Origin of the sequence: Kosakonia sp. YIM B13588 (assembly GCF_042788165.1) — a bacterium.
GTDB classification, from domain to species: Bacteria; Pseudomonadota; Gammaproteobacteria; order Enterobacterales; family Enterobacteriaceae; genus Kosakonia; species Kosakonia sacchari.
Window position 1 is genome coordinate 223,473 of sequence record NZ_JBHZPO010000006.1, and the last position, 13,561, is coordinate 237,033.

Annotated in this window: 11 protein-coding genes; 10 read left to right on the forward strand and 1 reads right to left on the reverse strand. The window is 53.4% G+C overall.

Annotated features, from left to right (window positions below):
• The first annotated feature begins 93 nt into the window (after positions 1–93).
• Both ACFX4U_RS13030 and cirA read left to right on the forward strand, forming a co-directional pair.
• Entirely contained in the window at positions 94–1,563 is a 1,470-nt protein-coding gene (locus ACFX4U_RS13030; RefSeq protein ID WP_313506658.1) for an amino acid permease, read from the forward strand.
• A 275-nt stretch (positions 1,564–1,838) separates the two neighbouring features.
• Complete coding sequence (cirA, locus tag ACFX4U_RS13035; RefSeq protein WP_313506660.1) at positions 1,839–3,818, forward strand: catecholate siderophore receptor CirA; 1,980 nt, start codon at positions 1,839–1,841, stop codon at positions 3,816–3,818.
• Between the two features lie 39 nt (positions 3,819–3,857).
• Here cirA and fghA read toward each other — a convergent pair whose 3' ends face one another.
• A complete protein-coding gene (gene fghA, locus ACFX4U_RS13040; RefSeq protein WP_313506661.1) occupies positions 3,858–4,694 on the reverse strand; it encodes an S-formylglutathione hydrolase in 837 nt (278 codons plus the stop codon).
• A 150-nt stretch (positions 4,695–4,844) separates the two neighbouring features.
• Between fghA and ACFX4U_RS13045 the strand changes: the two genes are divergently transcribed.
• The 8 genes from ACFX4U_RS13045 (at position 4,845) to ACFX4U_RS13080 (ending at position 13,452) form a co-directional block, all read left to right on the forward strand.
• The gene (locus ACFX4U_RS13045) at positions 4,845–5,972 is read left to right on the forward strand and encodes a YbfB/YjiJ family MFS transporter (RefSeq protein WP_313506662.1); all 1,128 of its coding nucleotides are present in this window, start codon (positions 4,845–4,847) and stop codon (positions 5,970–5,972) included.
• Positions 5,973–6,098: 126 nt separating this feature from the next.
• Complete coding sequence (gene folE / locus ACFX4U_RS13050) at positions 6,099–6,764, forward strand: GTP cyclohydrolase I FolE (RefSeq protein WP_017459784.1); 666 nt, start codon at positions 6,099–6,101, stop codon at positions 6,762–6,764.
• An 18-nt stretch (positions 6,765–6,782) separates the two neighbouring features.
• Positions 6,783–7,943: a DUF418 domain-containing protein YeiB gene (gene yeiB, locus ACFX4U_RS13055; protein ID WP_313506663.1), complete on the forward strand. Its 1,161-nt coding sequence runs from the start codon at positions 6,783–6,785 to the stop codon at positions 7,941–7,943.
• A 155-nt stretch (positions 7,944–8,098) separates the two neighbouring features.
• Positions 8,099–9,124, forward strand: coding sequence for an HTH-type transcriptional regulator GalS (galS, locus tag ACFX4U_RS13060; RefSeq protein ID WP_305735511.1), 1,026 nt, complete (start codon positions 8,099–8,101; stop codon positions 9,122–9,124).
• Positions 9,125–9,418: 294 nt separating this feature from the next.
• Positions 9,419–10,417 (forward strand): galactose/glucose ABC transporter substrate-binding protein MglB, encoded by a 999-nt coding sequence (gene mglB / locus ACFX4U_RS13065; RefSeq protein WP_313506664.1) that lies wholly within the window; start codon positions 9,419–9,421, stop codon positions 10,415–10,417.
• Positions 10,418–10,498: 81 nt separating this feature from the next.
• The gene (gene mglA / locus ACFX4U_RS13070) at positions 10,499–12,019 is read left to right on the forward strand and encodes a galactose/methyl galactoside ABC transporter ATP-binding protein MglA (RefSeq protein WP_305735513.1); all 1,521 of its coding nucleotides are present in this window, start codon (positions 10,499–10,501) and stop codon (positions 12,017–12,019) included.
• A 15-nt stretch (positions 12,020–12,034) separates the two neighbouring features.
• Positions 12,035–13,045 (forward strand): galactose/methyl galactoside ABC transporter permease MglC, encoded by a 1,011-nt coding sequence (gene mglC, locus ACFX4U_RS13075; protein WP_017459789.1) that lies wholly within the window; start codon positions 12,035–12,037, stop codon positions 13,043–13,045.
• A gap of 179 nt (positions 13,046–13,224) precedes the next feature.
• On the forward strand, positions 13,225–13,452 hold the full coding sequence (locus ACFX4U_RS13080) for a hypothetical protein (RefSeq protein WP_305735514.1): 228 nt from the start codon (positions 13,225–13,227) through the stop codon (positions 13,450–13,452).
• Positions 13,453–13,561 lie beyond the last annotated feature (109 nt).

Below are 13,561 nucleotides of genomic sequence, written 5' to 3' on the forward strand. Positions count from 1 at the left end.
TGAAGGTCTCTAATAAGAGGCGTTTTATGCCGGAAGGCCTGCGTTTCGTTTGCTACAATCGCGCCTCATTTTTTGGATGGATAGCATTTTCTTATGGTTTCCGAAACTAAAACCACAGAAGCGCCCACGCTTCGTCGAGAACTCAAAGCGCGTCATCTGACGATGATCGCCATTGGCGGTTCCATCGGTACAGGTTTGTTTGTCGCATCAGGGGCGACCATTTCTTCAGCGGGCCCCGGCGGCGCGTTGTTTTCCTATATTTTGATTGGCCTGATGGTCTATTTCCTGATGACCAGCCTGGGCGAACTGGCGGCGTACATGCCGGTTTCCGGTTCGTTTTCCACCTATGGTCAAAAATATGTTGAAGAAGGTTTCGGCTTCGCGCTGGGCTGGAATTACTGGTACAACTGGGCGGTGACCATCGCCGTTGACCTGGTGGCGTCGCAATTAGTGATGACCTGGTGGTTCCCGGACACGCCAGGCTGGATCTGGAGCGCGCTGTTCCTCGCGGTGATTTTTCTGCTTAACTACATCTCTGTGAAAGGCTTCGGCGAAGCGGAGTATTGGTTCTCGCTGATTAAAGTGGCCACCGTCATTATTTTCATCATCGTTGGCGTGATGATGATTGTCGGTATTTTCCAGGGGGAAAAACCGGCCGGCTGGAGCAACTGGGCGATTGGCGATGCGCCATTTGCCGGTGGTTTTTCCGCCATGATCGGTGTGGCAATGATTGTCGGTTTCTCTTTCCAGGGCACTGAGTTAATTGGTATCGCGGCGGGGGAATCGGAAGATCCGGAGAAGAACATTCCGCGCGCGGTACGCCAGGTGTTCTGGCGTATTCTGCTGTTCTATGTGTTCGCGATTTTGATTATCAGCCTGATTATTCCGTACACCGATCCGAGCCTGCTGCGTAATGACGTAAAAGATATCAGTGTCAGTCCGTTCACGCTGGTGTTTGAGCACGCGGGTCTGCTCTCGGCGGCGGCGGTGATGAACGCGGTGATCCTGACGGCAGTGCTGTCGGCGGGGAACTCGGGAATGTACGCTTCCACGCGTATGCTCTACACGCTGGCGTGTGATGGCAAAGCGCCGCGCATTTTCGCGAAATTATCGAAAGGCGGCGTGCCGCGTAACGCGCTGTATGCCACCACGGTTATTGCCGCGCTGTGCTTCCTGACCTCAATGTTTGGCAACCAGACCGTGTACTTGTGGCTGCTGAACACTTCCGGCATGACTGGTTTTATCGCCTGGCTGGGCATTGCCATCAGCCACTACCGTTTTCGTCGCGGTTATGTGGCGCAGGGACATTCGCTGGATAACCTGCCGTACCGTTCAGGTTTCTTCCCGCTGGGGCCGATTTTCGCCTTCGCCCTGTGCCTGATAATTACGCTTGGGCAGAATTATCAGGCTTTCCTGGCAGACCGCATTGATTGGGGCGCCGTTGCGGCGACATATATCGGTATTCCGCTATTCCTTATTATCTGGTTAGGCTATAAATTTTCCAAAGGAACCCGTTTTGTGCGTTATAGTGAAATGGAGTTTCCGGAACGTTTCACGAAATAAATTCACTCTTTAGCCCTCTGTATGGAGGGCTTTTTTTTGCCCCTGCCAACATTCCCTCCCGCTGCGATAATTTACATAACTTTAATTTGTCGAAATTGATAATCATTATCGTTTACATTAAGGTAAGTGCCTGAATAACAAGGGTGCCAGCCCGGACTTGCTGTGCCCGAAAGCCAATAATTTTCCCCGTCAGGGTCAATGTAACGCTGACGTGTTTTGCAGTATGTGAGCAGTATTCTTCGCAATTTTTTGTAGTTACCTCATGGAGTTACGGAATGTTTACCTTGAATCCCATCGTCCGGGGAGGCCTCTGCGCGTCCGCACTTTCTTTGGCGCTGCCGGTAATGGCCGTAGAGAATGGCGAAACGCTGGTGGTTACCGCGTCGGCAACGGAGCAGAACCTGAAAGATGCGCCGGCCAGTATCAGCGTGATCACCCAGGAAGACTTGCAGCGCAAACCGGTGCAAAACCTGAAAGATGTGCTGAAAGAGGTGCCTGGCGTTCAGCTCACCAATGAAGGGGACAACCGTAAAGGCGTCAGCCTGCGTGGTCTCAACAGTAGCTACACGCTGATCCTGATTGACGGTAAGCGCGTCAACTCCCGCAATGCTGTTTTCCGCCATAATGATTTTGACCTTAACTGGATCCCGGTCGACGCCATTGAGCGCATTGAAGTGGTGCGTGGCCCGATGTCTTCCCTTTATGGTTCGGACGCCCTTGGTGGCGTGGTGAACATCATCACGAAAAAAATCGGCCAGCGCTGGACGGGCAGTATTACTGCCGACAGCACCATTCAGGAACACCGCGATCGCGGTGACACCTGGAACGGTCAGTTCTACACCAGCGGCCCGCTGATTGATGGTGTGCTTGGGCTAAAAGCCTTTGGCAGCGTGGCGAAACGCGAAAAAGATGAACAGCAGAGCTCGCAAACGGATGCCAGCGGCCAGTCGCCGCGTATTGAAGGATTCACCAGCCGCGATGGCAACGTCGAGTTTGCCTGGACGCCAACCGACGATCACGATTTTACCGCCGGATATGGCTACGACCGCCAGGACAGGAACTCTGATTCGCTGGATAAAAACCGCCTTGACCGGCAAAACTACGCGTTGGCGCACAATGGCCGCTGGGGTGAGGTAAACAGTGAACTGCGTTTCTACGGTGAACAGATCGATAACAAAAACCCGGGCAACAGCAGCGCAATTCGTTCGGAAAGCAACACGCTCGACGGCAAAGTGGTGCTGCCGCTGGGGCAATATAATCAGCTTGTTACGCTGGGGGGCGAGTGGCGTCACGACACCTTAAAAGATCCTGTTAACCTGACCGGCGGCGACAGCAGTGAAACCTCGACCAGCCAGTACGCGCTGTTCGTTGAAGATGAATGGCGTATTTTCGAGCCGTTGGCGCTGACCACCGGTGTCCGTATGGACGACCACGACACCTATGGCGATCACTGGAGCCCGCGTGCTTACCTGGTTTATAGCGCCACCGACACGCTGACCGTGAAAGGCGGTTGGGCGACGGCATTTAAAGCGCCTTCTCTGTTACAGCTCAGTCCGGACTGGGCCTCCAACTCCTGCCGGGGCGGCTGCCGGATTGTTGGCAGCCCGGAGCTAAAACCAGAGACCAGCGAAAGTTTCGAACTGGGACTTTACTACAGCGGCGAAGAGGGCTGGCTGGAAGGCGTGCAGGGCAGCGTAACCGCCTTCCAGAACAATATCGATGACATGATCAATATCAGCCGTACGTCGAGCCTGAGCGAAGCACCGGGTTACTCTAACTTCGTCGGTTTTGAGCGGAATGCCAGCGGCGTACTGGTGCCGGTATTCCGTTACTACAACGTTGATAAAGCGCGGATTCAGGGTGTGGAAACCGAAGTGAAAATTCCGTTCGATGAGGCGTGGAAGCTGACGCTGAATTACACCTATAACGATGGCCGCAACCTGAGCGGTGGCGGTAACAAACCGTTGCAGGATCTGCCGTTCCACACCGCCAATGGCACGCTGGACTGGCAAGCCACGCAAGACTGGTCATTCTATGTTTCCGCTAACTACAGCGGGGAAAAACGCTCTGTATCGCAGGGCGTAACGCCGGGTGGTTACGTAATCTGGAATGCGGGCGGCGCATGGCAGGCGACGAAAAACGTCAAGCTGCGCGCGGGTGTGCTTAACCTTGGCGATAAAGATCTCAGCCGCGACGATTACAGCTACAACGAAGATGGTCGCCGCTATTTTATGGCGCTGGATTACCGCTTCTGATATGGAAAGCCCGGCAGCAGGACGCCGCCGGGACTAATGCTATTTCAGCAGATGCTGCGCATGGAAGCGCAAATGATCTTCAATAAACGCAGCAATAAAGAAGTAACTATGATCGTAGCCGGACTGGATGCGCAGCGTCAGCGGCCATGATTTTTGCCGTGCCACTTCCGCAAGCCGCGCGGGCTGTAGCTGATCGGCGAGGAACTGATCATTATCCCCCTGATCGATAAGTGTTGGGATCGCGTCAGTTTCGTTGCTTTCCAGCATCAGTGCGCAGCTATCCCATTCACGCCACTGCTGCGCGTCGTCGCCCAGATAGGCGCGAAACGCTTTTTGCCCCCACGGTACCTGCATCGGGTTGACGATCGGTGCAAAGGCGGAAACGCTGGTGTAACGGCCGGGGTTTTTCAGCGCCATGATCAACGCACCGTGACCGCCCATTGAATGACCACTGATAGCACAGCGGTCGCTGACCTTGAATTGTGACTGGATAAGCGTGGGTAATTCATCGCGCAGGTAATCATACATACGATAATGCGCCGCCCACGGCTGCTCGGTGGCGTTGAGGTAAAAACCCGCGCCTTTGCCGAGGTCATAGCTGTCCGCATCTGCTACATCGTCGCCACGCGGGCTGGTATCCGGCATCACCAGCACAATGCCCAACTCTGCGGCCACGCGTTGCGCGCCAGCTTTGGTGGTGAAGTTTTCATCATTGCAGGTGAGACCGGAGAGCCAGTACAGCACCGGCGGCGGTGTTGCGCTGTATTGCGGCGGTAAGAAGATGCTAAATGTCATGGTGCAGTTCAGTACGGCGGAGTCGTGGCGCCAGCGCTGTTGCCAGCCTTCAAAACAGCGGTGCTCTTCAAGCATTTCCATGCGGGGCTCCTTAGAATTTTTACAAACAAAGTAAGGTGACTTGTTGTCATCATACAGACTATTCCCTTTGCTGTGAGTAACTTTCACTTCCGCATAAGCGCAACATACTGCATCATAAACATAACTTTACGTTAACATTTGGGGGCGCTAATGGCGCAACGTGTGGCGCTTTGTGGGTTTATTGTGTTGGTGGTCGCGATGGGCATCGGGCGTTTTGCCTTCACGCCGCAGGTACCGTTGATGATCCGCGACGAGCAACTGACCCTGACCAGCGCCGGGCTGGTGGCGGCGATTAACTACCTCGGTTATCTACTTGGTGCCTGGGACGCAATGCGCGCGCAGCGGCATATCGAAGTCCGTCTTTATCTTGGTATTGGTGGCGCGGTGGCGCTCACTTTTCTCTCTTCGCTTGCAGATAACGCGCTGGTTCACGGCGCGTTGCGCCTGGTAATTGGCGCAATGAGCGGCTGGGCGATGGTGCTGATTGCCGCCTGGACCAACGAGCGGCTGGCACATGCCGGAAAGCCAGGGCTGAGCGCCGCGGTATTCGCCGGGCCGGGCGCGGGTATTGCATTAAGCGGCCTGCTGGCGGTGGCGATCCAGGCAAAAGGGTTAAGCGCTGCCTCCGCCTGGCAGGTTTATGGCGTGCTGGCGCTGCTGCTGGTGGCGTTAATTGCTCGCTATTTGCCGCGTCCTGGCGAGTGGCATCGACCGGGCGAAAAGCCGCAGCCGCTACAGTTAACCACCGATCTTAAACGGCTGGTATGGAGTTATAGCCTGGCCGGGTTTGGCTATATCTTACCGGCGACATTTCTGTCGCAAATGGCGGCGCTGCGCTTTCCTGGTAGCTTGTTTGCCCAGTTTGTCTGGCCGGTGTTCGGTGCCGCAGCGGTGCTGGGGATAGCGCTCAGTATTTTGCTGCGCCACGTTGGTCACAGCCATCAGCGGCTGGCGGTCGTGCTGTGGTTGCAGGGCGCGGGCGTACTGGCGGCATGGTTACTGCCGGGAATGAGCGGGCTGGTGTGCGGTGCGTTGCTGGTGGGCGGCGGATTTCTTTGCGCCGTGCAGCTTTCACTGCTGTATGGACGCGAGCTCGCGCCCAATCACACGCGTTATATGGCCGGGTTATTGACTACCGGTTATGCGATGGGGCAACTGGTTGGCCCTATAACTTCCGCGCTTTCCACCTGGCTTACACAGCGGCTTGAACCGGCGCTTGGCGTGGCGGCAATTGCCCTGGCCATTGGCGGGGTTTTAGTCTGGAAACGCACGGCCTGAAAGGCGGCAGCGATTTCAATAATTATCGCCGCCGGGGCTGGATTATGTGCGCGACCTCACGCACAATGTTCGCTCACTTTGCGTTAACAACGCGAAGTTCGCCACACCTGCAGGAGAATAATAAACATGTCATCACTCAGTAAAGAAGCGGCGCTTGTTCACGAGGCTCTGGTTGCCCGTGGTCTGGAAACGCCGCTGCGCCCACCGGTGCAAATGGATAACGAATCCCGTAAACGTCTTATCGCCGGGCATATGACCGAGATTATGCAACTGCTGAATCTCGATCTGAATGATGACAGCCTGATGGAAACGCCGCATCGCATCGCCAAAATGTATGTCGATGAGATCTTCTCCGGCCTCGATTACGCCAATTTCCCGAAGATCACCGTCATTGAAAACAAAATGAAAGTCGATGAGATGGTGACGGTGCGCGATATCACGCTGACCAGCACCTGCGAGCACCATTTTGTCACTATCGACGGCAAAGCCACCGTTGCCTATATTCCGAAGGACTCGGTGATTGGCCTGTCGAAAATTAACCGTATCGTGCAGTTTTTTGCGCAGCGCCCGCAGGTACAGGAGCGACTGACCCAGCAGATCCTGACCGCGCTGCAAACGCTGCTCGGCACTAACAATGTCGCGGTTTCTATTGATGCGGTGCATTATTGCGTGAAAGCGCGCGGTATCCGCGACGCAACCAGCGCGACGACGACCACTTCGCTTGGTGGTTTGTTCAAGTCGAGCCAGAATACCCGCCAGGAGTTCCTGCGCGCAGTCCGCCACACTAACTAATTCGCTGGAGCCGCCGACATGGAGAGGAATGTCACGCTGGATTTTATTCGTGGCATCGCCATTCTCGGGATCCTGTTGCTGAATATCACCGCCTTTGGTTTGCCAAAGGCGGCCTATCTTAACCCTGCCTGGTACGGCGACATCACCGCGTCGGATGCGTGGACCTGGGCGCTGCTTGATCTCTTCGCGCAGGTGAAATTCCTCTCGCTGTTTGCCATTTTGTTTGGTGCGGGTCTGCAAATGTTGCTGCCGCGTGGTAAGCGCTGGATCCAGTCGCGCCTGACGCTGCTGGTGCTGCTCGGTTTCATTCATGGTCTTTTTTTCTGGGATGGCGATATTCTGCTGGCTTATGGGCTGGTGGGGCTGATTGCCTGGCGCATGGTGCGCGATGCGCAGAACGTGAAGACAATGTTTAATACCGGCGTGGTGCTGTACCTGATTGGCATTGCTGTTCTGTTATTGCTGGCGGGCATTTCGGGTTCGCAGCCGAACCGCTCCTGGTTGCCGGATGCGGCAAATGTCCAGTACGAAACCTGGTGGCGAGTGAGTGGCAGCCTCGGTGAGGCCATCAGCAATCGTGCGGATATGCTCTCTAACGCGCTGCTGGCGCTGGGGGCGCAATATGGCTGGCAACTGGCGGGCATGATGCTGATAGGCGCGGCGCTGATGCGCAGCGGCTGGCTGAAAGGGCAATTCAGCCTGCGCCATTACCGCCGAACGGGGGCGCTGCTGATTGGCTTAGGGCTACTGATAAATATCCCGGCGATTATTGCCCAGTGGCAGCTTGGCTGGTCGTATCGCTGGTGCGCTTTTCTTCTGCAAGCGCCGCGTGAACTTGGCGCGCCGCTACAGGCGGTGGGTTACGCGGCGCTGGCGTGGGGATTCTGGCCGCAAATCTGCGGTTACAAACTGGTCAATGCCATTGCCTGCGTTGGACGCATGGCGCTCACTAACTACCTGCTGCAAACGCTAATCTGCATCACCTTATTCAATCGTTTCGGGCTGTTTATGCAGTTCGATCGCTTGCAATTGCTGGCTTTTGTGCCTGCGGTGTGGGCGGTGAATATCCTCTTCTCTCTGTTCTGGCTCAGGCGTTTTCGTCAGGGACCACTGGAATGGCTATGGCGGCAATTGACCGCTCGTGCTGCAGGGACATCATTAGCACGCACATCCAGATAACGATCTGGATCACAATCATTAACAAAACGGATGTAACCGTTTCCATTCATGTGATGCCACTCACGTAGCAATCGCCTGCTCGCTGCCAGAATAGCCTCCTTACTTAACACAGGGGGTGGCTGTGAACTGCCGCAATCCAGAAAAGGTGGGTAAAAATGATCACCATTCGTGACGTTGCCCGGCATGCGGGCGTCTCTGTCGCGACGGTGTCCCGCGTGCTCAATAACAGCGCGCTGGTCAGCCCGGAAACGCGCGAAACGGTGATGAAAGCCGTCGCCCAGCTGGGTTATCGCCCGAATGCCAACGCCCAGGCGCTGGCGACGCAGGTTAGCGACACCATTGGCGTGGTGGTGATGGACGTCTCTGATGCCTTTTTCGGTGCGCTGGTGAAAGCAGTAGATACGGTTGCGCAGCAGCACCAAAAATATGTGCTGATTGGCAACAGTTATCACGAGGCGGAAAAGGAGCGTCACGCCATTGAAGTCCTGATCCGCCAGCGGTGTAACGCCCTGATTGTTCACTCAAAAGCACTAAGCGATGAGGAGCTGACAGGCTTTATGGAGCAGATCCCCGGCATGGTGCTGATCAACCGGTTGGTGCCAGGCTATGCGCACCGCTGCGTCTGCCTTGATAACGTCAGCGGGGCGGTGATGGCGACACGCATGCTGCTCAATAACGGCCATCAGCGCATCGGTTATCTGGCGTCCAGCCATCAAATCGAAGACAACGATATGCGCCGCGAGGGGTGGTTCCGCGCACTGGAAGAGCAGGGGATTAACGCCCCGGACAGCTGGGTTGGCACCGGTTCGCCGGACATGCAGGGTGGTGAAGCGGCGATGGTGGAATTGCTCGGGCGCAACCTGCAACTGACCGCGGTCTTCGCCTATAACGACAGCATGGCGGCGGGTGCACTGACGGCGCTGAAAGACAACGGCATTGCGGTGCCACAGCATTTATCACTGATTGGTTTCGATGATATTCCCATTGCGCGTTACACCGACCCGCAACTGACGACGGTGCGTTATCCGGTCGCGTCAATGGCGCGCCTGGCAACCGAGCTGGCGTTGCAGGGAGCCGCAGGTAAGCTGGATCCAGAGGCTGCGCACTGCTTTATGCCGACGCTGGTACGTCGCCATTCCGTGACCGCGCGGCAAACTGTGGCACCGATCACTAACTTATAAACTTCGATGATGTAACCGTTTTCAATCTGTGAGTAAATTCACAGTATCTTAACAAGGCGCTGACTATGATGTCAGCGTTTTAGAAGCTGAAACACGATGTAACGGTGATTAATCACTTTCACTATTAGTGAGCGCTTTGAAACATCGAAGAAAGCGAACTTCTGGAGCGTTACCCGGACACGGACGAATGGATTTTTAGAGTGAACTTCGGTCGGCAGTAACGTCTTCGTAACAACTGACCCGCCGAGCATTATTCACAAGAACTACCCTGCATATAAAAAAACCGGAGATACCATGAATAAGAAGGTGTTGACTCTGTCTGCTGTTATGGCAAGCATGCTTTTTGGCGCAGCCGCACACGCAGCGGATACCCGCATTGGTGTGACCATCTATAAATATGACGACAACTTTATGTCCGTTGTCCGTAAGGCTATTGAGAAAGACGCCAAAGCAGCGCCAGATGTTCAGCTGCTGATGAACGACTCGCAGAATGACCAATCCAAACAGAACGACCAGATCGACGTGCTGCTGGCGAAAGGCGTAAAAGCACTGGCGATCAACCTGGTTGACCCGGCTGCGGCAGGTACGGTGATTGAGAAAGCGCGTGGTCAAAACGTTCCGGTTGTTTTCTTTAACAAAGAACCTTCTCGCAAAGCGCTGGATAGCTACGATAAAGCCTACTACGTGGGTACCGATTCCAAAGAATCTGGCGTGATTCAGGGCGACCTGATTGCTAAACACTGGGCGGCGAACCCGGGCTGGGATCTGAACAAAGATGGCCAGATCCAGTTCGTACTGCTGAAAGGCGAGCCGGGCCACCCGGATGCTGAAGCGCGTACCACTTACGTTATCAAAGAGCTGAACGATAAGGGCATTAAAACCCAGCAGTTGGCTCTGGATACCGCAATGTGGGATACCGCTCAGGCGAAAGACAAAATGGACGCCTGGCTCTCTGGCCCGAACGCTAACAAAATTGAAGTGGTTATCGCTAACAACGACGCGATGGCAATGGGCGCGGTTGAAGCACTGAAAGCGCACAACAAATCTGCTATTCCGGTATTTGGCGTCGATGCGCTGCCAGAAGCTCTGGCGCTGGTGAAATCCGGTGCAATGGCCGGTACCGTGCTGAACGATGCGAACAACCAGGCGAAAGCAAGCTTTGATCTGGCGAAAAACCTGGCCGAAGGTAAAGGCGCGGCAGATGGCACCAACTGGAAAATCGAAAATAAAATTGTTCGTATTCCTTACGTAGGTGTAGATAAAGACAACCTGGCTGAAATCGCCGGTAAATAATATTAAGAAAGCATGTTCTCATTGGGCGCAACGACTGTTGCGCCCTTATAACACGATATGCCAGGCCAACAAGGTATAATTATGGTCAGCAATAATACTCAGTCGTCAGGTGAATTCTTGTTGGAAATGAGCAATATCAACAAGTCTTTTCCAGGCGTAAAGGCACTCGATAATGTCAATTTGAAAGTCCGTCCGCATTCGATCCATGCATTAATGGGCGAGAACGGTGCGGGGAAATCAACATTATTAAAATGTCTTTTTGGGATCTATCAAAAAGATTCCGGTAGCATTCTTTTTCAGGGGAAAGAGATCGACTTCCATTCCGCGAAAGAAGCGCTGGAAAATGGTATTTCGATGGTTCACCAGGAACTCAACCTGGTGTTGCAACGTTCCGTGATGGACAATATGTGGCTGGGTCGTTACCCGACCAAAGGCATGTTTGTCGATCAGGAGAAAATGTTCCACGATACCAAAGCCATTTTTGATGAGCTGGATATTGATATCGACCCTAAAGCACGCGTGGGAACATTATCTGTATCGCAAATGCAGATGATTGAAATTGCCAAAGCGTTCTCTTACGACGCCAAAATTGTCATTATGGATGAACCGACTTCTTCGCTGACGGAAAAAGAAGTCAATCATCTGTTTAAAATTATCCGTAAACTGAAAGAGCGTGGCTGCGGAATTGTTTATATCTCCCATAAAATGGAAGAGATATTCCAGCTGTGCGATGAAATTACGATTCTGCGCGACGGCCAGTGGATTGCCACCCAGCCGCTGGAAGGGCTGGATATGGACAAGATCATCGCGATGATGGTTGGTCGTTCCCTGAACCAGCGCTTCCCGGACAAGCACAACGTGCCGGGCGAAACCATTCTTGAAGTGCGTAATCTCACCTCGTTGCGCCAGCCCTCTATTCGCGATATCTCCTTTGATTTGCGCAAAGGTGAAATTCTCGGTATCGCAGGTCTGGTCGGGGCGAAACGTACTGATATTGTTGAGACGTTATTTGGCATTCGTGAAAAGTCCGCTGGCACCATTAAACTTCATGGCAAACTGATTAATAATCACACCGCTAATGAAGCAATTAATAATGGCTTTGCGCTGGTGACCGAAGAACGCCGTTCTACCGGTATTTATGCGTATCTTGATATCGGATTTAACTCATTAATCTCGAATATTCAGAATTACAAAAATAAAGTCGGCTTGCTGGATAATAGCCGCATGAAGAGTGATACCCAGTGGGTTATTGACTCCATGCGTGTTAAAACACCCGGTCACCGTACACAAATTGGTTCGCTTTCCGGTGGTAACCAGCAAAAAGTGGTTATTGGTCGCTGGTTATTAACACAGCCAGAAATTTTAATGCTCGATGAGCCGACCCGTGGTATTGATGTTGGGGCTAAATTTGAAATTTACCAACTGATTGCCGAACTGGCGAAAAAGAATAAGGGGATCATTATTATTTCCTCTGAAATGCCTGAGTTGTTAGGCATCACTGACCGTATTCTGGTTATGAGCAATGGCCTCGTTTCCGGAATTGTTGATACTAAAACGACAACGCAAAACGAAATTCTCCGTCTTGCGTCTTTGCACCTTTAAGATCAGGGGCTCCTCATGAGTGCGTTAAATAAGAAAACTTTTCTCACTTATCTGAAAGACGGCGGTATTTACGTTGTTCTTTTAGTGTTACTGGCCATTATCATTTTTCAGGATCCCACGTTCTTAAGTCTGCTGAACTTAAGTAATATTCTGACCCAATCCTCCGTGCGTATTATTATCGCGCTGGGTGTGGCGGGGCTGATTGTTACTCAGGGTACTGACCTTTCCGCCGGGCGCCAGGTTGGCCTCGCGGCGGTGGTTGCCGCAACGCTGCTGCAATCGATGGAAAACGTCAACAAGGTATTCCCGGATATGGCGACAATGCCGATTCCGGTGGTGATCCTGATTGTTTGCGCCATCGGTGCGGTGATTGGCCTGGTGAACGGTATCGTGATTGCATACCTCAACGTGACGCCGTTTATCACCACGCTGGGTACGATGATCATCGTTTACGGTATCAACTCCCTGTACTACGACTTTGTGGGCGCGTCGCCGATTTCCGGCTTCGACAGCGGCTTCTCGACCTTTACGCAGGGCTTTATTGCGCTGGGCAGTTTCCGGTTGTCGTATATCACCTTCTATGCGTTGATCGCTGTGGCGTTCGTCTGGGTGCTGTGGAACAAAACCCGCTTTGGCAAAAACATTTTCGCCATCGGTGGTAACCCGGAAGCGGCGAAAGTCTCTGGCGTTAACGTGGCGCTGAACCTGCTGATGATTTACGCGCTGTCCGGTGTGTTCTATGCCTTCGGCGGGATGCTGGAAGCGGGTCGTATCGGCTCTGCCACCAACAACCTTGGCTTTATGTATGAACTGGACGCCATCGCCGCCTGCGTGGTTGGCGGGGTCTCCTTCAGCGGCGGTGTGGGTACCGTGCTTGGCGTAGTGACCGGTGTGATTATCTTCACCGTCATCAACTACGGTCTGACCTATATCGGTATTAACCCGTACTGGCAGTACATCATCAAGGGCGGCATCATTATCTTCGCCGTGGCGCTGGATTCGCTGAAATACGCCCGTAAAAAATAATCCCATCGTCTGTACCCGGCCCGCTCAACGAGCGGGCTTTTTTTGCCTGTTTTGCCGCCTTCTGCCATGGATTAAACCCACGGCCTTCCCCCCAAAAAACTTCGCTCGCGGCGAGTTGTTAAATTTTTTGCTTCGGTGCTACGCTCAATAAAGTCGCAATATTAATAAGGAGATTGGGGATGAACAGTGAGTGCGCATTTCCTGCACTTTCGGTGATTGGCTGGCAGGTTGGGGTGGTTGAAGATTTAGATGGTGTGGTCGTGAAGTTTGGGTGCAGCACAGGCCCCTGCGAGGCGGGAGCAACGACGTTTGATTCGCCCTTTTTTAATTTAACGCCTGATATGGTGAGAAGCCTGATCTACGACCTTGAGCGTAGCCTGCAACAGCATGAGAGCAAAGTGGCCTGACGCTTCGCTTGCACTTCGGGTACATTCCATGTGCCCGATATTTAAGTCAATTCTGAATGCCTGTATGCCCATAGCTACTTACGCTTGAAAGAATGAATCTGTGAATGAG